The 20,200-nt window shown below is 65.7% G+C and carries 20 protein-coding genes; 15 read left to right on the forward strand and 5 right to left on the reverse strand.

Annotation, left to right across the window (positions count from 1 at the left end; genetic code table 11):
* Positions 1-11: 11 nt before the first annotated feature.
* Positions 12-1,214: an amino acid aminotransferase gene (locus CDO44_RS08400; protein WP_087779774.1), complete on the reverse strand. Its 1,203-nt coding sequence runs from the start codon at positions 1,212-1,214 to the stop codon at positions 12-14.
* 148 nt (positions 1,215-1,362) lie between these two features.
* On the opposite strand from CDO44_RS08400, the gene uvrB reads away from it, so the two are divergent.
* The 11 genes from uvrB to CDO44_RS08455 all read left to right on the forward strand — a co-directional run bounded on the left by uvrB (position 1,363) and on the right by CDO44_RS08455 (position 11,932).
* The gene (gene uvrB / locus CDO44_RS08405; protein ID WP_087779775.1) at positions 1,363-3,516 is read left to right on the forward strand and encodes an excinuclease ABC subunit UvrB; all 2,154 of its coding nucleotides are present in this window, start codon (positions 1,363-1,365) and stop codon (positions 3,514-3,516) included.
* Between the two features lie 247 nt (positions 3,517-3,763).
* Positions 3,764-4,255 (forward strand): low molecular weight protein-tyrosine-phosphatase, encoded by a 492-nt coding sequence (locus CDO44_RS08410; RefSeq protein ID WP_087779776.1) that lies wholly within the window; start codon positions 3,764-3,766, stop codon positions 4,253-4,255.
* Between the two features lie 368 nt (positions 4,256-4,623).
* A complete protein-coding gene (locus tag CDO44_RS08415; protein WP_087779777.1) occupies positions 4,624-5,127 on the forward strand; it encodes an Rrf2 family transcriptional regulator in 504 nt (167 codons plus the stop codon).
* A 31-nt stretch (positions 5,128-5,158) separates the two neighbouring features.
* Positions 5,159-6,370 (forward strand): IscS subfamily cysteine desulfurase, encoded by a 1,212-nt coding sequence (locus CDO44_RS08420; RefSeq protein ID WP_087779778.1) that lies wholly within the window; start codon positions 5,159-5,161, stop codon positions 6,368-6,370.
* 15 nt (positions 6,371-6,385) lie between these two features.
* Positions 6,386-6,772 carry a Fe-S cluster assembly scaffold IscU gene (gene iscU / locus CDO44_RS08425; protein WP_087779779.1) on the forward strand — a complete coding sequence of 129 codons (387 nt, stop codon included), beginning with the start codon at positions 6,386-6,388 and terminating at the stop codon, positions 6,770-6,772.
* 9 nt (positions 6,773-6,781) lie between these two features.
* Positions 6,782-7,105 carry an iron-sulfur cluster assembly protein IscA gene (gene iscA, locus CDO44_RS08430; protein WP_087779780.1) on the forward strand — a complete coding sequence of 108 codons (324 nt, stop codon included), beginning with the start codon at positions 6,782-6,784 and terminating at the stop codon, positions 7,103-7,105.
* Positions 7,105-7,638, forward strand: coding sequence for a Fe-S protein assembly co-chaperone HscB (gene hscB, locus CDO44_RS08435; protein ID WP_087779781.1), 534 nt, complete (start codon positions 7,105-7,107; stop codon positions 7,636-7,638). The genes iscA and hscB overlap by 1 nt, the downstream gene beginning before the upstream one ends.
* 14 nt (positions 7,639-7,652) lie before the next feature.
* The gene (gene hscA / locus CDO44_RS08440) at positions 7,653-9,515 is read left to right on the forward strand and encodes a Fe-S protein assembly chaperone HscA (protein WP_087779782.1); all 1,863 of its coding nucleotides are present in this window, start codon (positions 7,653-7,655) and stop codon (positions 9,513-9,515) included.
* Between the two features lie 56 nt (positions 9,516-9,571).
* Positions 9,572-9,913, forward strand: a complete 342-nt coding sequence (gene fdx / locus CDO44_RS08445; protein WP_087779783.1) for an ISC system 2Fe-2S type ferredoxin — start codon at positions 9,572-9,574, stop codon at positions 9,911-9,913.
* A 162-nt stretch (positions 9,914-10,075) separates the two neighbouring features.
* Entirely contained in the window at positions 10,076-10,267 is a 192-nt protein-coding gene (iscX, locus tag CDO44_RS08450) for a Fe-S cluster assembly protein IscX (protein ID WP_087779784.1), read from the forward strand.
* Positions 10,268-10,360: 93 nt separating this feature from the next.
* Positions 10,361-11,932, forward strand: coding sequence for a TonB-dependent siderophore receptor (locus CDO44_RS08455; protein WP_158213229.1), 1,572 nt, complete (start codon positions 10,361-10,363; stop codon positions 11,930-11,932).
* A gap of 256 nt (positions 11,933-12,188) precedes the next feature.
* Here the strand turns inward: CDO44_RS08455 and CDO44_RS08460 are convergent, their stop codons facing one another.
* From CDO44_RS08460 to CDO44_RS08470, 3 genes are read right to left on the reverse strand one after another with little or no spacing between them, the layout of a single operon-like run.
* Complete coding sequence (locus CDO44_RS08460; protein ID WP_087779786.1) at positions 12,189-12,674, reverse strand: MarR family winged helix-turn-helix transcriptional regulator; 486 nt, start codon at positions 12,672-12,674, stop codon at positions 12,189-12,191.
* Positions 12,674-13,537, reverse strand: coding sequence for an amidohydrolase family protein (locus CDO44_RS08465; protein WP_087779787.1), 864 nt, complete (start codon positions 13,535-13,537; stop codon positions 12,674-12,676). The genes CDO44_RS08460 and CDO44_RS08465 overlap by 1 nt, the downstream gene beginning before the upstream one ends.
* Positions 13,538-13,552: 15 nt before the next feature.
* A complete protein-coding gene (locus CDO44_RS08470; RefSeq protein ID WP_087779788.1) occupies positions 13,553-15,535 on the reverse strand; it encodes an acetoacetate--CoA ligase in 1,983 nt (660 codons plus the stop codon).
* A 265-nt stretch (positions 15,536-15,800) separates the two neighbouring features.
* On the opposite strand from CDO44_RS08470, the gene CDO44_RS08475 reads away from it, so the two are divergent.
* Complete coding sequence (locus CDO44_RS08475) at positions 15,801-16,004, forward strand: hypothetical protein (protein WP_087779789.1); 204 nt, start codon at positions 15,801-15,803, stop codon at positions 16,002-16,004.
* Positions 16,005-16,009: 5 nt separating this feature from the next.
* Here CDO44_RS08475 and CDO44_RS08480 read toward each other — a convergent pair whose 3' ends face one another.
* Positions 16,010-16,942 carry a LysR family transcriptional regulator gene (locus CDO44_RS08480; RefSeq protein ID WP_087779790.1) on the reverse strand — a complete coding sequence of 311 codons (933 nt, stop codon included), beginning with the start codon at positions 16,940-16,942 and terminating at the stop codon, positions 16,010-16,012.
* A 117-nt stretch (positions 16,943-17,059) separates the two neighbouring features.
* Between CDO44_RS08480 and CDO44_RS08485 the strand changes: the two genes are divergently transcribed.
* From CDO44_RS08485 to CDO44_RS08495, 3 genes are read left to right on the forward strand one after another with little or no spacing between them, the layout of a single operon-like run.
* Entirely contained in the window at positions 17,060-18,220 is a 1,161-nt protein-coding gene (locus CDO44_RS08485) for a mandelate racemase/muconate lactonizing enzyme family protein (protein WP_087779791.1), read from the forward strand.
* Positions 18,221-18,257: 37 nt separating this feature from the next.
* Positions 18,258-19,217, forward strand: coding sequence for a tripartite tricarboxylate transporter substrate binding protein (locus CDO44_RS08490; protein ID WP_087779792.1), 960 nt, complete (start codon positions 18,258-18,260; stop codon positions 19,215-19,217).
* A gap of 4 nt (positions 19,218-19,221) precedes the next feature.
* On the forward strand, positions 19,222-20,181 hold the full coding sequence (locus tag CDO44_RS08495) for an NAD(P)-dependent oxidoreductase (protein ID WP_087779793.1): 960 nt from the start codon (positions 19,222-19,224) through the stop codon (positions 20,179-20,181).
* Positions 20,182-20,200: the final 19 nt, after the last annotated feature.

The following is a 20,200-nucleotide window of genomic DNA, read 5'->3' on the forward strand; positions in this document are numbered from 1 at the left end:
AAAGCCGCGTCCTACTTCAAAACGGCTGCGATGCCGTCGGCCACGGCATCGATGTTGCGGCTATTGAGCGCGGCAACGCAAATGCGGCCGGTCGATACGGCATAGATGCCGTGTTCTTCGCGCAGGCGGTCCACCTGCGCCGCCGTCAGGCCCGAGTACGAGAACATGCCGCGCTGCTGCAGCACGAAGCCGAAGTCGCGCGCCACGCCGCGCTCCTTGAGCTTGGCGACCAGGGCGGCGCGCATGGCGCGGATGCGGTCGCGCATCTCGCCCAGTTCGGCTTCCCACTCGGCGCGCAGCTCCGGCGAGGTCAGGACCTGCGCCACCACCGTGCCGCCATGGGTGGGCGGGTTGGAGTAGTTGGTGCGGATGACGCGCTTCAACTGGCTCAGGACGCGGCTGCTTTCGTCCTTGTCCGCCGCCACCAGGGTAAGGGCGCCCACGCGTTCGCCATAGAGCGAGAACGACTTCGAGAACGACGAGCTGATCAGGAAGGTCAGGCCGGCCGCCGCGAACTGGCGCACCGCCGTGGCGTCCGCGTCGATGCCGTCGCCGAAGCCCTGATAGGCAATGTCGAGGAAGGGAATGAGCCCGCGCGCCTTGACTACCTCGACCACCTTCGTCCATTGCTCGCCGGTGAGGTCCACGCCGGTGGGGTTGTGGCAGCAGGCGTGCAGCACTACCACCGTGTTGGCCGGATAGCCTTCCAGCGCAGAGATCATGCCGGCGAAGTCGACGCCATGGGTGGCCGGATCGTAATAGGGATAGTTGACGACTTCGAAGCCGGCGTATTCGAACAGCGCGCGGTGGTTCTCCCAGCTCGGGTTGCTGATGGCGACCTTGGCCTCGGGCACCAGGCGCTTGAGGAAATCGGCGCCGATCTTGAGCGCGCCGGTGCCGCCCAGGCTCTGGGCGGTCAGTACCCGGCCCTGGGCGATCAGCGGCGAATCGGCGCCCAGCAGCAGTTCCTGCACCGCGCGGTTATACCCCGGCAGGCCCTCGATGGGCAGGTAGCCACGCGCCGCGGCGGCGTCGATGCGGGCCTGCTCGGCCTTGCGCACAGCCTTCAGAAGTGGAATCCGGCCTTCATCGTTGTAATACACGCCCACGCCCAGGTTGACCTTGTTGCTGCGGGTATCGGCGTTGAATTGTTCGGTGAGACCCAGAATCGGGTCGCGAGGAGCCAGTTCTACGGCTGCGAAGAGCGAAGTCATTGAAAGCGTCCGTTAAGCGCGCGGGGTTGAATGAAGGGGTTGTGCAGGGGATAATGGCAGATTGCTTTTTACAATGCGAAATCCAGTGGGCTCGGAACTCTGGAGCCGATTTGCTGCCGAAGTTTTCCTGATGAAACAAGAGTCTAGCATGCAGACTACGTCTCCCGAAGGGCTGCGGGCCGCGGCCGAAAGCGCGGAACTCGTGGCGGCTGCGGCCGATGCGCGGGGTTTCGAACCCGGTTTCGTCACGTTCGAAGGCAGCCCCTTCCAGCTCTACCAGCCTTATCCTCCCGCCGGCGATCAACCCGCAGCCATCGACCAGTTGTGCGAGGGCATAGAAGACGGCCTGATGTACCAGACCCTGCTGGGGGTGACCGGTTCGGGCAAGACCTACACCATGGCCAACATGATCGCCCGCCTGGGGCGGCCGGCCATCATCCTGGCGCCCAACAAGACATTGGCCGCCCAGCTGTACGCCGAGATGCGCGAGTTTTTCCCGCGCAACGCGGTGGAGTACTTCGTCTCGTACTACGACTACTACCAGCCCGAGGCCTATGTGCCAACGCGCGACCTGTTCATCGAAAAGGACTCGTCCATCAATGAACACATCGAGCAGATGCGGCTGTCGGCCACCAAGAGCCTGCTCGAGCGGCGCGACACCGTGATCGTGGCGAGCGTCTCGTGCATCTACGGCATCGGCAATCCCGACGACTACCACAACATGGTGATGCTGCTGCGCACGGGCGACCGCATCGGGCAGCGCGACATCATTTCCCGGCTGGTGGCGATGCAGTACACCCGCAACGACACCGAGTTCATGCGGGGCACCTTCCGCGTGCGGGGCGAACTGATCGATGTCTTCCCGGCCGAGCATGCCGAGCTGGCGCTGCGCATCACGCTGTTCGACGACGAGATCGAAACGCTGGAATTGTTCGATCCCCTGACGGGCAAGGTGCGGCAGAAGATCCTGCGCTTCGCGATCTACCCCGGGTCGCACTACGTGACGCCGCGGGCGACCGTGCTGCGCGCCATCGAGACCATCAAGCAGGAGCTGCGCGAGCGCACGAAGTTCTTCGTCGACAACGGTCAGCTGGTGGAGGCGCAGCGCCTCGAGCAGCGCACCCGGTTCGACCTGGAAATGCTGCAGGAGCTGGGGTTCTGCAAGGGCATCGAAAACTATTCGCGCCATCTTTCGGGCGCCAAGCCGGGCGATCCGCCTCCCACCCTGGTGGACTACCTGCCTTCCGACGCCTTGATGATCATCGACGAAAGCCACGTCACCATCGGGCAGATCGGCGCCATGTACAAAGGCGACCGCTCACGCAAGGAAACCCTGGTGAACTATGGTTTCCGGCTGCCGTCCGCGCTCGACAACCGGCCGCTGAAGTTCGAGGAGTTCGAGGCGAAGATGCGCCAGACCATCTTCGTTTCGGCCACCCCGGCCGACTACGAGAAAAAGCACGCCGATGCCGTGGTCGAGCAGGTGGTGCGGCCCACCGGCCTGGTCGATCCCGTGGTGGAAGTGCGCCCGGCGCTGAACCAGGTGGACGACGTGCTGAGCGAGATCCACCTGCGCGTGGCGCAGAACGACAGGGTGCTGATCACCACGCTGACCAAGCGCATGGCCGAGGACCTGACCGACTTCCTGACCGACCACGGCGTCAAGGTGCGCTACCTGCATTCCGATATCGACACGGTCGAGCGGGTGGAGATCCTGCGCGACCTGCGCCTGGGCACCTTCGATGTCCTGGTCGGCATCAACCTGCTGCGCGAGGGCCTGGATATTCCCGAGGTGTCGCTGGTGGCCATCCTCGACGCCGACAAGGAAGGGTTCCTGCGTTCCGAGCGCAGCTTGATCCAGACCATCGGGCGGGCGGCGCGCAACCTGAACGGCAAGGCGATCCTCTATGCGGACACGATGACCGACTCGATGCGGCGGGCCTTGGGCGAGACCTCGCGCCGCCGCGAGAAGCAGCTCCGCTTCAACGAGGCGAACGGGATCGTGCCGCAAGGGGTCAAGAAAGAAGTGCGTGACCTGATCGACGGCGTCTATGTCCCGCCCGGCGCGCAGGACGGCGACAGCGTGGAAGCGGCGCGTCTCGAGGCCATGGGCGAGAAGCAGATCGCCAAGGAGATCAAGAAGCTGGAAAAAGCGATGCTCGAGTACGCGCGCAACTTGGAATTCGAGAAGGCCGCGCGCGCCCGCGACCAGTTGCTGGCGCTCAAGCAGAAGCTGTTCGGAGCCGGGGGCCAGCAGGCCGACGAGGACGCGCTGAACGCCCCGGATGCGGCGCGCGGGTGAGCCTGCCGTTCCGGCCAGAACCCTTGTGCAATGCGAGATAATTTTGCACCAGCGTGGTGCGCGAACGTGCCCCGCGGGCAGGAGGGCACGCCATACCACAAATGTGCACGGCGTGCGCCCATGGTGCCGCATCTCTAGCGAGTCGGGCGTAACGGCCTGATTCTAAAAGGGTTTTTATGCACCACATTTTCATGTGCTTATTAAAAAAAGCTTGAACTATCCGGGGTTTTCCCGCACACTTTCGGACATGATGACCAAGGTACTGTTTGTGTGCATGGGCAACATCTGTCGCTCGCCGAGCGCAGAGGGCGTATTTCGCCGCCTGGTGAAAGACGCCGGTCTTTCCGACGTTGTCCGTATAGAATCGGCCGGGACTCACGCCTTCCACATCGGCGAGCCTCCCGACGCCCGTATGCAGGCTGCCGCCCGCAAGCGTGGCTACGACATCAGTGAAATCCGCGCGCGCCAGATCCGTGTCGACGATTTCCGCGAATTCGACATGATCCTGGCCATGGATTGGGACAACCTGTCGCTGCTGCAGCAGCAGGCGCCCAAGCAATACCAGCACAAGCTGATGCTGCTGATGCGTTTTGCCAACGAGTACGAAGAAGCTACGGTGCCCGATCCCTACTACGGCGGCCCCGAGGGGTTCGCCAAGGTGCTCGACTACATCGAGGATGCCTGCCAGGGCTTGCTGGAGGTGGTGCGCAAGCGCGCCACGCAATACCAGGCTGCCTGAGCCTTCCCGGTCGTCATCCAATCTTTCCTCCATTGCAGGCCCGGATTGTTCCGGGCCTTGTTTTGCCGGCTTCGCCGGCCGGGCGCGGCCTCGGGCGCTGGCAGCTCCCAGGGTGTTGTGCGCTGCGCAAATCTACCTCAGTGGTTTCCCGAAGAAATCCCTAGAAAAACGTTCGGGAATTGGCTATACTTGAGCAAATCGTTAAGGATTTGCTCGCTGTGCACTCCGACGCCGGGCGTTTCCACCGCGATGCATGAATCGGCAAGACCCGTCCCAGGGCGCCGCGCATCCGGCCAGGCCGGTACGCAGCGCTCCTCCTCGAGGGGGGCGCGAAGCGCGCAGGGGCGGGGTCACCTCAGGGGTCTCGAATGCGACTTACTACCAAAGGACGTTTCGCCGTTACGGCCATGATCGACCTGGCGCTGCGCCAGCACAGCGGTCCGGTCACCCTGTCCGCCATCAGCCAGCGACAGAACATCTCGCTGTCCTACCTGGAGCAGTTGTTCGGCAAGCTCCGCCGGCACGAGCTGGTGGACAGCATGCGCGGGCCGGGCGGCGGCTATTCGCTGGCCAAGCTGGCGCGGCACGTGACCGTCGCCGACATCATCTTCGCGGTAGACGAGCCGCTGGACGCCACCGATTGCGGCGGCAAGCAGGACTGCACCCGGGGCAACGACGGCAAGGCGGGCAAGTGCATGACGCACGAGCTGTGGGCCACGCTCAACCGCAAGATGGTCGAATACCTGGACTCGGTATCGCTGCAAGACCTGGTCGATCAGCAACGCATGCGCGAACTGCAGGAGGCCAATGCGGCCAAGTCGGTGCTGATGGACCGCCGCTCGGGCGCCGCCGAATCCACCGCGGCGGCCTGACCGCCGCCGCAGCAACATAGGGTTGGATGTCATGATCAAGACGCCGGTTTATCTCGACTATTCCGCCACCACGCCGGTGGATCCGCGCGTGGTCGACGCCATGGTGCCCTGGTTGTACGAGCGCTTCGGCAACCCGGCATCGCGCAGCCACGCCTACGGCTGGGACGCCGAGAAGGCGGTGGAGACCGCGCGCGAGCAAGTGGCTGCGCTGGTCAACGCCGATCCGCGCGAAATCGTCTGGACTTCGGGCGCGACCGAATCCGACAACCTGGCGATCAAGGGCGCCGCGCATTTCTATGCCGAGCGGGGCAAGCACATCATCACCGTCAAGACCGAGCACAAGGCGGTGCTGGATACCTGCCGCGAGCTCGAGCGCGAAGGTTTCGAGGTGACCTACCTCGACGTGCAGGAAAACGGCCTGCTCGACCTGGAGGCCTTCAAGGCGGCGATCCGTCCGGACACCATTCTTGCCTCGGTCATGTTCGTCAACAACGAGATCGGGGTGATCCAGGACATCGAGGCGCTGGGCGAGATCTGCCGCGAGAAGGGCGTGATCTTCCACGTCGACGCGGCGCAGGCCACGGGCAAGGTCGTCATCGACCTGGCCAGGCTCAAGGTCGATCTGATGTCGTTCTGCGCGCACAAGATGTGCGGGCCCAAGGGCATCGGCGCGCTGTACGTGCGGCGCAAGCCACGCGTGCGGATCGAGGCGCAGATGCACGGCGGCGGCCATGAGCGCGGCATGCGCTCGGGCACGCTGGCCACGCACCAGATCGTCGGCATGGGCGAGACCTTCCGCATCGCCAAGGAAGAAATGGCCACGGAAAACGAGCGCGTGCGCATGCTGCGCGACCGCCTGTGGGCCGGCCTGTCGACCATCGAAGAGGTCTATCTCAACGGCGACATGGAACGGCGCATCCCGCACAACCTGAACGTCAGCTTCAACTACGTGGAAGGCGAGTCGCTCATCATGGCGGTCAAGGAGCTGGCCGTCTCCAGCGGTTCCGCCTGCACCTCCGCCAGCCTGGAGCCCTCGTACGTGCTGCGCGCGCTGGGCCGCAGCGACGAGCTGGCGCACAGCTCCATACGCTTTACCCTCGGCCGTTTCACCACGGAAGAGGAAATCGACTTCACCGTCAAGCTGATCCGCAGCAAGGTCGACAAGCTGCGCGAAATGTCCCCGCTGTGGGAAATGGTCAAGGACGGCATCGACATCAACACGGTGCAGTGGGCTGCACACTGAACCAGGAGAAGAAACATGGCCTATAGCGAAAAAGTCATCGATCATTACGAAAACCCCCGCAACGTCGGTTCGTTCGACAAGGGCGACGATTCCGTCGGAACGGGCATGGTGGGCGCGCCGGCCTGTGGCGACGTCATGAAGCTGCAAATCAAGGTCAACGAGCAGGGCATCATCGAGGACGCCCGCTTCAAGACCTATGGCTGCGGCTCGGCCATTGCCTCGAGCTCGCTGGTGACCGAATGGGTCAAGGGCAAGACGCTCGACCAGGCGCTCGACATCCGCAACACGCACATCGCCCAGGAGCTGGCGCTGCCGCCGGTCAAGATCCACTGCTCGATCCTGGCCGAAGACGCCATCAAGGCGGCGGTGAACGACTATCGTGCCAAGCACGGCAACAGCTAAGAGGGAGCCATGTCGGTAACGTTGACCGAACGCGCTGCACGCCACGTGAACCGCTATCTGGAAAAGCGCGGCAAGGGCATAGGCCTGCGCCTGGGCGTGCGTACCACCGGATGCTCGGGCCTGGCCTACAAGCTCGAGTACGTGGACGAAGTCCAGCCCGAAGACCAGATCTTCGAGAGCCAGGGAGTGAAAGTGGTCGTCGATCCCAAGAGCCTGCCTTACCTGGCGGGCACGGAGCTCGACTACGCGCGGGAAGGACTCAACGAAGGCTTCAAGTTCAACAACCCCAACGAAAAGGCGTCCTGCGGTTGCGGTGAGTCTTTCACCGTCTGATGCAACACGAACCGGATCATTTCGAACTATTGGGCCTGAGTCCCGGTTTCGCCGTCGATCGCGACGCGCTGGACCGGGCCTGGCGCGAGGTCCAGGCCAAGGTGCATCCCGACCGTCACGCGGCCGGGTCGGCGCAAGAGCGGCGCGTGGCCATGCAATGGGCCTCGCGGGCCAACGAGGCCTACCGTACCTTGCGATCGCCGCTCGCCCGTGCCCGCTATCTGTGCGAACGCGCCGGCGTCGACCTGCAGGTCGAGACCAACACGGCCATGACGCCCGCCTTCCTGATGCAGCAGATGGAATGGCGCGAGGCGCTGGACGACGCCAGGACGGCGCGCGATTCAGCGGCCCTCGAGGCGTTGTCGGCCGAATTGGCCGCGGCGCGCCGCCGCATGATCGCCGAGGTCGGGGAACTGCTGGACCACAGGCATGACTACGCCGCTGCCGCCGTTCGCGTGCGGGAGTGGATGTTCATTGAAAAATTCTCCGAAGAGATCGACGCGGCCGTCGACGCTCTGGCGGAACAAGACTGAAACACTAGGAACGCATGGCGCTTTTGCAGATAGCCGAACCCGGCATGTCCGAAGCCCCCCACCAGCGCCGTCTGGCGGTGGGTATCGATCTGGGCACGACCAACTCGCTGGTGGCCTCGGTACGCAGCGGGATGGCGGAAGTCCTGCGCGACGACGAGGGGCATGCCCTGTTGCCGTCGGCGGTGCGCTACCTGCCGGGCGGCGACGTCGTGATCGGCCGCAAGGCGCTGCAGGCGCAGGCCCAGGATCCGCACAATACGCTGGTGTCGGTCAAGCGTTTCATGGGGCGCGGCCTGGCCGACACGCAGAAGCTGCGCGTGCCTTACGAGTTCGTCGATGCGCCGGGCATGGTGCGGATCCGCACCGTGCAAGGCGAGAAGAGCCCGGTCGAGGTGTCGGCGCAGATCCTGGCCAAGCTGCGGCAGCTGGCCGAGGACGCCCTTGGCGACGACCTGGTGGGCGCGGTCATCACGGTACCCGCCTATTTCGACGACGCCCAGCGGCAGGCCACCAAGGACGCGGCCAAGCTGGCGGGCCTGAACGTGCTGCGCCTGCTCAACGAACCCACGGCGGCGGCCATCGCCTATGGCCTGGACAACGCAGCCGAGGGCATCTACGCCGTCTATGACCTGGGCGGCGGCACTTTCGACGTATCCATCCTTCGGCTGTCCAAGGGTGTATTCGAAGTCATCGCTACCGGCGGCGACACGGCCCTGGGCGGCGACGACTTCGATGCCGCCATCGTGGCCTGGGTGGCGCACGACCAGAAGCTGGCCGGACTCGGGCCGGAGGACCAGCGGGCCTTGCTGGTGGCGGCGCGCCGGACGCGCGAGGCGTTGACCGACGCCCCAGAGGCCGAACTGGCGCTGACCTTGGCGAACGGCCGGGCGGTGGCGGTACGGCTGAGCCGCGAGCATTTCGAGACGCTGGCGCGGCCGCTGGTGGCCCGCACGCTGTCGAGCGCCCGGCGCGCGTTGCGCGATGCCGGCCTGGCGGCCGACGAGATCAAGGGCGTGGTCATGGTCGGCGGCGCGACGCGCATGCCCATCGTGCGGCGCATGGTGGCGGAGTTGTTCGGCACCGAGCCCTTGATCAACCTCGATCCGGACCAGGTGGTGGCGCTGGGCGCCGCCATGCAGGCCAACCTCTTGGCCGGAAACCGTACCGCCGACGACGAATGGCTGCTGCTGGACGTCATCCCGCTGTCGCTGGGCCTGGAAACCATGGGAGGGCTGGTGGAACGCGTTATCGCGCGCAACAGCACCATTCCCGTCGCCCGGGCTCAGGATTTCACCACCTTCAAGGACGGCCAGACGGCCATGGCGATCCACGTGGTGCAAGGCGAGCGCGAGCTCGTGTCCGATTGCCGTTCGCTGGCGCGGTTCGAACTGCGCGGCATCCCGCCCATGGTGGCGGGAGCTGCGCGTATACGGGTCACGTTCCAGGTGGACGCCGACGGACTGCTGAGTGTCACCGCGCGTGAACAGAGCTCCGGCGTGGAGGCCTCGATCTCGGTCAAGCCCTCGTACGGATTGTCGGACGACGAAGTGGCGGCCATGCTGGCCGACGGCATGCGGAGTGCCGACACCGACATGCAGTTGCGGGCCTTGCGTGAACAACAGGTCGAGGCGCGGCGCCTGGTCGAGTCGGTCGAGGCGGCGCTGCAGGCCGATGCCGACCTGCTCGACGAGAACGAACTCGCGGCGATACGCGCCGAGCTCGAACGCACTTCGAGCGTGGCGAACGGGGAAGACAGCGACGCGGTGCGCGTCCAGGTCGAAGCCCTGGCCCGCGCCACGGAGGACTTCGCCGCCCGCCGGATGGACCGCAGCATACGCCGCGCCCTGTCGGGCCGCCGCGTCGACGAAATCGTGTAGGGGAGAGCGTCCTGTCCGTCAGGCGCTTCCCGTCGCATCACTATCAGGTTGTCATCATGCCCAAACTCACGGTGCTTCCGCACCCAGAACTTTGTCCGGAAGGCACGGTCATCGAGGATGCCCCCACGGGCAAGTCCATTTGCCGGGTGCTGCTCGATCATGACATCGAGATCGAGCACGCCTGCGAGCTGTCGTGCGCGTGCACGACCTGCCACGTCATCGTGCGCGAGGGATTTTCTTCCCTGGAGTCCGCCAGCGACAACGAGGAAGACCTGCTCGACAAGGCATGGGGCCTGACCTCGACGTCGCGGCTTTCGTGCCAGGCAGTGATCGAGGACTCCGACCTGACGATCGAGATCCCCAAATACACCATCAACCACGCCAGCGAAAACCACTGAAACGCGGGTGGGCCCATCCCGGTGGAGGATGGGCGCCCGCCCCGGTACACTGGAACGGTGGGGCGCCACCCGGCGGTGTACCCGTTCTTTCCCGGGACGCCCCTACGCTTTGCCGGCCCTTGTCCGGGGGCAGCAGCCCCGGCGCCGACGCGGAGAAACCAGATGAAGTGGACGGACATCTACGAAATCGCCTCGGCCCTGGCCGACGCGCATCCCGATGTGGATCCGGCGCAGGTGAGGTTCACGGATTTGCACAACTGGGTGTTGGAACTTCCCGGGTTCGACGACGATCCGAAACGATCCGGGGAGAAAATTCTCGAAGCCATACAAATGGCATGGATCGAGGAGGCCTAGCGCCTCTAGGCGGCATCCTGGCCGCATAGGGGCGTCCGCGCTGCGGACGGGCCGGTTCGACCATGCCGCCGGCCATGGCAAAGACGGATGAGCATGGGTTTGAAGTTACCGCATCATTTCTCTATACGCGCGCGGCCCGTCCGGTTGGCCGCGCTGGTCGCGGCGCTGCTGGCCTTGGGAGGCTGCGCGCCTGCCGTCTCGCTGCACGAGCCTGAGTCCGCTTCGGCCGTGCCGCCCGGACCTCCGCCGCAGCCCGAGCCCACGCCTCCCGAACCCGAGCTGCCCTATACGCCGGTCGCCATCACCTACGCGGTTGGCGAGGCGGGCGCGGTTGCGGCGCCCACGACGCCCGGCTGGAATCCCAATGCCGATTTCCCGGTGGATGGCCGCACGGGCGCGCAGGCGTACGGCCAGCCCGGGCCCATGCGGCAGTCGAGCTACGAGTTCGAGCAGAAGCTGGACGATACCTGGGTGGTCAAGCAGAGCGTGCGCTATGGCAAGCCCGAGAACCAGCCCGGGATGGACTGGATCACGGGTTCGCCCGTTTCGGGCCAGGATGCGCTCGGCCCCGGCCTGGGCACTTTCAACGTCGGTACGCAGGCGCAAGCCAACTTCACCACGGTCGGGCTGCGGCACAGCTTCAAGTTCGGCTTCGATTACCTCAAGTCGCGCGATCTCTACGAAAGCCGGATCGCGCCGTCTCCCTCGCTCGATATTTTCGATGCGGCCTATGGCACAACGATCGGCCAGCCCCGCATCGTGGCGCGTTCGTTCGCCGAGCAGAGCAAGCTCGGTTTCTTCGTCCAGGACCAGGTGCAGTACAAGAAGTGGACCTTGTCCATGGTAGGGCGGCGCGACCAGAATACCCACCGGACCATAGACCTGAACGCCGCGGACGACGGTACCGGCATCCAGCAGGACGACGTCTACAGCGGCCGCCTGGGCCTGCGCTACCAGTTCGACATCGGGTTGGCGCCCTACGTCAATTATTCGCAGAGCTACGCCCCGCGGACGGCCGCGGCGGCCTCCGCCGCGAGCCAGCAGTACGAGACTGGCGTGCGCTACCAGCCGCCGGCGCTGGGACAGCTGGTGACCATCACCGCCTTCAACCAGATCCAGAACAATTCCCAGACCAGCGATGCCCAGGAGGGATGCGCCATCTCGGGTTGCAGCGCCTGGGCCGAACTGCGCATCCAGGGCGCCACGGTCGAAAGCCGCATGCAGCCATTGCAAGGCCTGAACCTGGTGGCTACCTATGCGGTGACCAGCTCGACCGTGGCCAGCGCCAGCGACGACGCCTACGCCACGATGCTCGCCAATCGCTATCCGGACGTGTCGGAACAACGCATTTCCCTGGGCGCCAAGTATGCCGTCACCCGCGGCAGCCTGGCGGGCTTGAGCCTGGACGGCAGGGTGGGGCGGGCGGGGGCCATCTACACCAGCTCGGCCCAGCCCGGGCTGGCCGTCTCCTATACGCTGGTGGACGCCGGCATCAACTACGACTTCGGCCACCTCAGCCCCAGCCTGAAGGGGCTGAAGCTGCGCGCAAGCGCCAACAACATGTTCGATAACGAGTACGCGTCGTACTGCTACACCGACAGCTGCACGGCAGGCGCCCGCCGCTCGGTCTCCGCGACCCTGAACTATCAGGTTCCTTGGCCGTAGGGGGAAGCTCACCCCCTAGTGCTTCGCGCTCCCCCTCAAGGGGGCGGCGCTGGCGGACCGGCAAAGCCGGATCCGCGGCGCCCTGGGTCTAGCGAGGGTTTCTCAAATTGCCACGCCGCTGCTACCGCTGGCACCCAGCGAAGCACAAGTGCCCCAACCCAAGAAAGCGGCCCCGGACCCAGGATGCGGTGGATCCGGCTCCGCCGGTCCACCCGCATCGCCCCCTGGGGGGCGCGCGTAAGCGCGTAGGGGGGGGCTATCTTTTAGACACTTTGCGTAGCAGCCTGAGCAGTTCGCGCCGTTCGGTCTCGGTCAGCATGGAAGTCGCTTCCCGTTCGAGTTCGGTCACCGTTATTTCAGCCTGGCGGTAGAGGCGTTCGCCGGCGGCGGTAAGGCGCAAGACTTGCGTGCGCTGGTCGGCTGCATGCCGTTCACGCCGGATCAGCCCGCGCTCGAGCAGGCGGCCGAGGACCGTCGCCATGTTGGGGGGAGAGACGTTGATCGCGTCGGCCAGGCGCTTCTGGCTGATGCCGGGATTGGCGTCCAGCAGCGAAAGGACCGCGAATTCGGCCTGGCGAAGATCGTAGGCCTCCATGCGCTCGGTGAAGTAGGGACGAATGCTGGACGAGGCCAGCCGTGCGCTGTGGCCGACCAGGCCGAGCAGGAAGGTCTGGTCGAGCGCTTCGGACGGCCCGTCGGCGTCCGGTCCTGCGGCATGGGGAGCCGGAGGTGCGGGTTTCATCACGCAAAGCCCAGCAGCTTGGCGGCGTTGTCCTTCAGGATCAGGGGATGGACCTCGGGCCGGAAACCCGCGGTTTCGAAATCCTGCATCCACCTTTCGGGCGTGATCAGGGGGAAATCCGAGCCGAACAGCATCTTGTGCTTGAGCTGCGTGTTGGCGTAGTGCACCAGCTCCTTGGGGAAATACTTGGGGGACCAGCCTGACAGGTCGATGTAGACATTGGGCTTGTGCAGGCAGACGGACAGCGCCTCGTCCTGCCACGGCCACGAAGGGTGGGCAATGATGATCTTCATGTCGGGGAAGTCAGCCGCCACGTCGTCCAGGTGGATGGGGTTGGAGTACTTCAGCTTGAGTCCGCCGCCGCCGCGCATGCCGGTGCCTATGCCCGAGTGGCCGCTATGGAATATGGCGGGCAGGCCGGCCTCGGCGATTACTTCGTACAGCGGATAGGCCAGTTCGTCGTTCGGAAAGAAACCCTGAACGGTCGGGTGGAACTTGAAGCCCGCGACCTTGTAGTCCTCGATCAGCCGGCGCGCCTCGCGCACGCCCATCTTGCCCTTGTGCGGGTCGATGCTGGCGAAGGCCAGCATCATGTCGCTGTTCTCCATCGCCGCCTCGGCGATTTCCTCGTTGGGGATGCGCCGACGGCCCATGTTGGCCTCGGCATCTACGGTGAACATGACCAGGCCGATGCGTTTCTCGCGATAGCGCGCGACGGTCTCGGGTATGGTCGGGCGGTGCGTGAACTTGAAGTACTTCTCGGCTGCCTCGTCGAACTCCTTGCCGAACGCGTCGGGCGCGCAGCGGCACGAGACTTCGGCGTGGACGTGGATGTCGATGGCGATGAGATCGTCGATTTTCATGTAAGGCTCCTCGTGTCAGGCCTGCTGCAGCAGTGTGTCCAGCCGCGCCTTGAATTCGATAAAGAACTGCATGCTTCCGGGATTGGCCATGGCGTCGGGGCTGGCTACCTTGGCCGGCTCGGCACCCAGGAGCAGCTTGCGTATGGGCAGCTCCATCTTCTTGCCGGTGAGCGTGCGGGGGATTTCGTTCACGGCGTAGACGTCGTTGGGAACATGGCGCGCAGACGCCTTGGTGCGGACCTGGTCCCGGATGCGGGCCCTGAGGGCATCGTCCAGGTCGACGCCAGGCTTGAGCACCACGAACAGCGGCATGAAGGAAGGACGCCCGAGGTACTCCAGGTCCACCACCAGGCTGTCCTGCACTTCCGGCATCTCCTCCACCACGCGGTAGATCTCCGCGGTGCCCATCCGGATGCCATGGCGGTTGATGGTGGTGTCGGAACGGCCGTAGATGACGGCGGTGCCGCGCGGCGTAAAACGTATCCAGTCGCCATGGCGCCATTTGCCCGGGAATTCCTCGAAATAGCTCGCGCGGTAGCGGGCATGGCCGGGGTCGGCCCAGAAATACAGGGGCATGGACGGCATGGGCTGCGTGATGACGAGCTCGCCCACCTCGTCCACCACGGGCTTGCCGGATTCGTCGTAGGCATAGGCCGCCACCCCCAGTTCGCGGCACTGGATCTCGCCGGCGTTGACCGGCAGCGTGGGAGCGCAGGCGACGAAGCCCGAGGCGATATCGGTGCCGCCGCTGATCGAGGCCAGCCAGAGATCGCGCTTGATGTGTTCGTAGACCCAGGCGTAGGCCTCCAGCGGCAGCGGCGAGCCGGTCGAGTTGATGGAGCGCAGCGCTTCGAACCGGCGACCGGGCGCGACCCCTTGCTTCATGTTCTGGATCAGGAAGGCGGCGCCGCAGCCGAAATGGGTGACCCGGTGGTCGTCAATGAATTGCCACAGCGCCTGGGCATCGGGCCAGGCCGGGTTTCCGTCCGACAGCACCACGGTGGCGCCCGAAAGCAGTCCGCCCACCATCAGGTTCCAGACGATCCAGCCGGTGCTGCCGAGGAACATGAAGCGGTCGCCGGCCCTGACATCGTGCTGCAACTGGTTGGTTTTCAGGTGCGTCAGCACGATGCCGCCATGGCCATGCACCATGGCCTTGGGCAGACCTGTGGTGCCGGAGGAATAGACCACCCACAGCGGATGATCGAACGGCACGCGGACGAACTCCAGCGCAGCCTCGGCCGCGATGGCGTCGGCCCACGTCAGCAGGCTGCGCCAGTCGGGAAGCAAGGCGCCACCGCCCGGCTCCGGGACGTGGATGACGTGGGCGACGCTGGGCAGCGCCTCGAGCAGTTCGCCCACGACTGCGGTGCGATCGTGATGCTTGCCGTTGTAGCGGTAGCCGTCGACGGCGAACATGACCTTGGGTTCGATCTGCCGGAAGCGATCCACGACGACCGACACACCCATTTCGGGCGAACAGCTCGACCAGGTCGCGCCCAGGCTGGCGCAGGCCAGGAAGGCGATGACCGTCTCGGGCGTGTTGGGCATGTAGGAAACGACCCGGTCGCCGGGGCCGACGCCCAGCCCGCGTAGCGTCGCCGCGAGCGCGCCGGCGGACCGGCGCAACTCGGCCCACGGCACCATGCGGGGCGGGTGCGACTCGCCGCGGGCGATCAGTGCGGGGCGTTCGTCGGAAGCGTTGCGGAACACATGCTCGGCATAGTTCAGACGGACATCGGGGAACCAGCGCGCGCCGGGCATCTCGCGCGAGGCGAGGACAGGCTGTGGGCTGCCGTCGGCCTGGATGTCGAAGAACTCCCAGACCGCCGACCAGAAGGCGTCCAGCTCGTCCACCGACCATTGCCAGAGGGCCTGGTAATCGGCGAATTGCAGCCCGCGCGTTGCGCGCAGCCAGGCAGTGAAAGCGGCCAGCCGGGTCGCATCTATCTGGCTGGCGCTGGGGCGCCAGAGTTCATCGCCTTCTTTGAGCTGCATGAAAGAGTCTCCGCAGGGGCCACGGAGGTCGGGCCTGGAATTAGTTATAAAACATAATAGATATTTTTCATAACTATACGGAGGCGCACGTATGCCGTCAGGAGGGAAAACCCTAGGATTATTTGCGTTCGATCCCGCCCGCCTGATCGAGCAGGGCACGTCGGGAGGCACGAACTTGCGCTGCGGCCGACCGGGCCGAATGCGGGCCGCCTTGGGCTATCCTTGACGATTGCCGTCAGGCGCAACAATTCAATGGGAAAGCCTCATGGCTACCGACAAAGACAACGATCCCGATCTGCAGGCCCTCATCCAGTGGTGCACCGAAGTCGAGGGTTTCCTGGTGGCGGCGGGCGCGAGCCGCGAAGAAGCGCAGGCCTACATCGAGCAGGAAGCCGAGTGGTTCACCGACCAGTTCTACGAGGGGCTGACGCCGGAAGAGGCCGCCAAGGCCAGCTTGAACGACCAATAGCCGGCTCAGGTCCGGCTGCGCTGCCCTCGAGGGGGTGGGGGGCGCGAGCCGGCCTGCGCGGACTGGATCAGCCCGATGAGCTGGTCCGTGACGGGCTGCAGCGCCTGGCGCGGCCAGACCACATGGATGGGGCGCTCGGGCAGCGGATGTGCGACATCCAGTATCCGCAGGCCGCCATTGCCGGCGTGGCGCCGGGCGACCTGCCGCGGCATGACGGCCAGCATGGGCGTGCCCGGCAGCACGCTGGCGATGGCATCGTAGGTCCGCGCCGCCACCCGGCACGCGGGCGGCGGGACGTCGTGGCGCTGCCAGTAGCGGTCGAACTCCAGGCGCGATGGCGTGCCCGGAGCGGGCGCCGCGAAGGGGTGCCGCGCCAGAGCCTGCGGCGTGAGCCGGCCGTCCGGGATCTGGGGTCCGGGAACGCCGCATACGAACACGTTGCGGTCCAGGTAGAGCTTGCGCGACACCAGGTGGGAGGGCATTTCTCCGAACAGGGACAGGATCGCCAGATCCAGCTCGCCGCGGGCCAGGGCCGCGAGCAGGCTCAGGCTGTCGTCCTCGAGCAGATCGATCTCGACCTGGTCCGATAGTTCGCCCGGCAGGCGATGCAACAGGCCGGGCACGACCAGGTCGAGGGCGCGCGGAATACACCCCACCCGCAAGTGCCAACGGCCGTCGCTCGCCATGTCGTGCAACCGCGCCACGTCGGCCGCGATGCGCCGCGCCACCTGCTCGGCCAGGACTCCGGCCGCGGTGGCGCGGCTGCCCAGGGCCGAACGTTCGAACAGGCGCACGCCCATGCGTTCCTCCGCCTCGCGCAGCAGCCGCGACAGCGCCGGCTGGGAGGTCCCGAGGGAGGCGGCCGCCTGGTGCAGCGACCCGGTCTCGGCGGTCGCCAGCACCGCCCGCAGGTGGCGCAGTTCCACGGATTTGCTCATGACAGGCTCGTGAAGGGGATATGAATCTGATATCGATATATCTCATATTCATATCATTTTCAAATTATCTTGCCTTGCGTACGCTGACGGCATTCCAACCCATGCAAGGGGCTAGTCGTGAAAGTCCGAAACGCGGAGTGCCTGGCCGTCCATCCCGGCTGGCGCAAGAACCTGATCTTCATCCGTCTGGAGCTGGAGGACGGCACGGTCGGCTGGGGCGAAAGCTACAGCCAGTACGACCGCGACGAGGCGGTTGCGGCGCAGGCCCGCGAACTGCTGCGCTATCTGGTGGGGCGCGACGTCTTCAACATCCGGTATTTCTGCCAGGTCGCGTTTGACGACTATGCCCAGCGCCGTTCTTCGCTGGAATTCTGGAGCGCCCTATCGGGCATCGAGATGGCCATGTGGGACGCCGTGGGCAAGCTGCTGGAGCAGCCGGTCTACAGGCTGCTCGGCGGCCGTTGCCGCGAGCGCGTACGCGTCTATGCCAACGGCTGGGGATACAAGCTCAAGACGCCGGACGACTACGCCCGCGCCGCGGAGCAGGTGGTGGCGGACGGCCACACCGCGCTGAAGTTCGATCCGCTGCCGCGGCCCTGGCGCACCTACGTTCCGCGCGACCACATCCAGCATGCGGTGGCCGTCGTACGGGCGGTGCGCAACGCGGTCGGCCCGAACGTGGAGCTGCTGCTCGACCTGCACCGCCGGCTCGCGCCGGTACATGCCATCGAGCTGGCGAAGCGGCTGGAGGAATTGGACCCGTACTGGATAGAAGAGCCGTGCCAGAAGGAAAACATGGAGGCCATCCAGGAAGTGCGCGCGGCCACGACCATACCGGTGGTCACCGGCGAGGCGCTGTACGGCCGGGCCGACTTCCGCAGCGTCTTCCGCAGCCGGGCCGCGGACATCATCAATCCGGACGTCTCCAACTGCGGGGGCATCCTGGAGCTGCTGTTCATTGCCGCTCAGGCGGAAACGGAAATGATCGCGGTCTCGCCGCATAACTACAACTCGACGCTGCTCTCGCTTTCCGCGACCGTGCATGCGTCGGCATGCATGCCCAACTTCACCATTACCGAATACTTCGTACCCTTCGAGTCTTTCTCGCAACAGGTGTCGCCGCAGGCGCTCAAGCCCGTCGACGGCTGCATCGCGGTCCCCGAGCTGCCGGGGCTGGGGCTGCAGATCGACGAGCAGGTGCTGCGGTCCATGCCGGCCCAGCCTTATCCGACCCGCAGCCTGCGGCACAGCGAGGACGACCTGGCCGCGACGTTCTGAAGCCTGGCGACTTATAACGATATCAAGGAGACACATCATGAAATCCGTAAGCCGATGGTTCGGCGCTTGTGCGCTCGCGGGATCGCTCGCCGCAGCGAGCGTGCCGGCCGGCGCCGCCGAATGGCCCGAGCGTTCGCTCCATTTCATCACCACGTCGGCTGCCGGATCGCCGCTCGACAGCATGATGCGCGCGCTGGGCAAGGAGCTGGGCGAGATACTGGGCCAGACGGTGGTGGTGGAGAACCGCCCGGGCGGCACGGGAGCGGTGGGCATGAACATGGCGCTGAACGCGCCGGCCGATGGCTATACCGTCGTCTCGGCCACCGGTTCGACCTCGTTCCTGATGGCAGAGAAAGACAGCCGCTTCCAGCCATCCGACTTCATTTTCCTGCGCGCGCTGCAAACCGAGCCGTCGAGCGTGGCCGTGCGCAAGGACAGCCCGTACCGCAGCCTGAAGGACCTGGTCGAGGCGCTGAAGAAGCAGCCCGACAAGGTGAACATCGGCGGATATGCCACGGCCGGATTCCACCAGTATGTGTTGTACCGGCTGGAGCAGAAAGCGGGCTTCAAGTCCACGTGGGTGCCTTATCAGGGAGGGAACCAGGCGCTGCTGGCCTTGATGGGCGGTCATCTGCACGCGGCGGTGATCACGCCGAGCACGGCCATGGCGCAGATCCGCAGCGGCGACGTGCGGCTGCTGGGCATCAGCAGCGAATCGCGCAGCGAGTTCTTTCCCGACGTGCCCACGTTCCGCGAGCAGGGATACGATGTGGTGGAGACCCTGTGGCGGGGCGTGATGGTGGCCAAGGGAACTTCGCCGACGGTGACGGCGCGCTTGGCGCAGGCCCTTGAGGACGTGGAGAAGCGGCCTTCCTGGCAGGCTTTCATGCGCGAGAATATGCAGGACAGCCTGCCGCTGTCGCAGCCGGACCTGCAGCGCTTCGTCGCGAAGGAGGTCTCGGACCGCAGGCAGTTCCTGATGTCATTGCAGAAGTGAGGCCATGAATATTCTTTGTTCCGGGCGAGGCGCGCAAGAACTGACCGAGGCGGGCGTCTTGCGGAAATGGCCTGGCCGCGCGAGGCTGATCGGACTGCAGGATGCAGCCGAGGCGGATATAGCGTTCGTGACGCGGGACATCGTCTGGCCATCCACCGATACCTGGCTCGCGCCGGCCACTGCCGCGTTCTACGACGCGATGCTGGCCGCGCCGGGATTGCGCTGGGTCCATACCTATGCGTCGGGCGCCGATCGCCGCATCTATCGGGACCTGCGCGCCCGCGGCGTGCGGGTCACCAATTCCGCGGGCGCCAATGCCGGCGCGGTGGCCCAGACGGCGGTGGCGAGCTTCCTGTATTTCGCCCGCAAGCTGCATGCGGCGCGCGACCAGCAATTGCAGCGTGCCTGGCAGCCGATGGCACACGACGAAGTCCGCGCGTTGCATCGCCTGGACGCCATGGTGGTGGGGTGGGGCGAGATCGGACAGCGCATCGGCGCGCATCTTTCGCAATTCGGCGTGCGGTGCCGCGTGCTGCGCCACAGCGGCACGCCGGTTTCGCACGGCTGGCCGACCGCCGGCTACGACGCCTTCGGCCAGTGGGCGGCAAGCGTGGACTGGGCGTTCTTCGCCTGCCCGCTGTCGCCCGAGACCCAGGCGCTGTTCAACTGGCGCACGCTGGATGTCCTGCGCGCCGACCGTCCCTTGAACATCGTCAATGTGGCACGCGGCCCCATCGTCGACACCAAGGCCTTGCTGGCCGCCCACGAGCGGGGGCTGGTGCGGCACGCGCATCTGGACGTGTTCGATACGGAGCCCCTGCCCGCGGACGATCCGCTCTGGACGTGCCCGGATTTTCTGGTGACGCCCCACATGGCCGGCACCTCGGACGGCAATCGCGAAGAAGTCGTCGAGCGCTTCGTGGCGTTGCTGGGCTCGTTTGCCGAGGACGGCGGGGGGAAGTAAGGCAATGCGCCCCGCATGG

The sequence above is a fragment of the Pigmentiphaga sp. NML080357 genome (assembly GCF_002188465.1).
Classification (GTDB): Bacteria; Pseudomonadota; Gammaproteobacteria; order Burkholderiales; family Burkholderiaceae_B; genus Pigmentiphaga.

Coding starts and splice junctions, on each gene's coding strand:
- CDO44_RS08400 (WP_087779774.1), bottom strand. CDS start 1,214: ATGACTTCGCTCTTCGCAGCCGTAGAACTGGCTCCTCGCGACCCGATT.
- CDO44_RS08460 (WP_087779786.1), bottom strand. CDS start 12,674: ATGAAACCCGCACCTCCGGCTCCCCATGCCGCAGGACCGGACGCCGAC.
- CDO44_RS08465 (WP_087779787.1), bottom strand. CDS start 13,537: ATGAAAATCGACGATCTCATCGCCATCGACATCCACGTCCACGCCGAA.
- uvrB (WP_087779775.1), top strand. CDS start 1,363: ATGCAGACTACGTCTCCCGAAGGGCTGCGGGCCGCGGCCGAAAGCGCG.
- CDO44_RS08490 (WP_087779792.1), top strand. CDS start 18,258: ATGAAATCCGTAAGCCGATGGTTCGGCGCTTGTGCGCTCGCGGGATCG.
- CDO44_RS08480 (WP_087779790.1), bottom strand. CDS start 16,942: ATGAGCAAATCCGTGGAACTGCGCCACCTGCGGGCGGTGCTGGCGACC.
- CDO44_RS08455 (WP_158213229.1), top strand. CDS start 10,361: ATGGGTTTGAAGTTACCGCATCATTTCTCTATACGCGCGCGGCCCGTC.
- iscX (WP_087779784.1), top strand. CDS start 10,076: ATGAAGTGGACGGACATCTACGAAATCGCCTCGGCCCTGGCCGACGCG.
- CDO44_RS08410 (WP_087779776.1), top strand. CDS start 3,764: ATGATGACCAAGGTACTGTTTGTGTGCATGGGCAACATCTGTCGCTCG.
- CDO44_RS08470 (WP_087779788.1), bottom strand. CDS start 15,535: ATGCAGCTCAAAGAAGGCGATGAACTCTGGCGCCCCAGCGCCAGCCAG.
- CDO44_RS08495 (WP_087779793.1), top strand. CDS start 19,222: ATGAATATTCTTTGTTCCGGGCGAGGCGCGCAAGAACTGACCGAGGCG.
- CDO44_RS08420 (WP_087779778.1), top strand. CDS start 5,159: ATGATCAAGACGCCGGTTTATCTCGACTATTCCGCCACCACGCCGGTG.
- iscA (WP_087779780.1), top strand. CDS start 6,782: ATGTCGGTAACGTTGACCGAACGCGCTGCACGCCACGTGAACCGCTAT.
- fdx (WP_087779783.1), top strand. CDS start 9,572: ATGCCCAAACTCACGGTGCTTCCGCACCCAGAACTTTGTCCGGAAGGC.
- hscA (WP_087779782.1), top strand. CDS start 7,653: ATGGCGCTTTTGCAGATAGCCGAACCCGGCATGTCCGAAGCCCCCCAC.
- CDO44_RS08415 (WP_087779777.1), top strand. CDS start 4,624: ATGCGACTTACTACCAAAGGACGTTTCGCCGTTACGGCCATGATCGAC.
- CDO44_RS08475 (WP_087779789.1), top strand. CDS start 15,801: ATGGCTACCGACAAAGACAACGATCCCGATCTGCAGGCCCTCATCCAG.
- hscB (WP_087779781.1), top strand. CDS start 7,105: ATGCAACACGAACCGGATCATTTCGAACTATTGGGCCTGAGTCCCGGT.
- iscU (WP_087779779.1), top strand. CDS start 6,386: ATGGCCTATAGCGAAAAAGTCATCGATCATTACGAAAACCCCCGCAAC.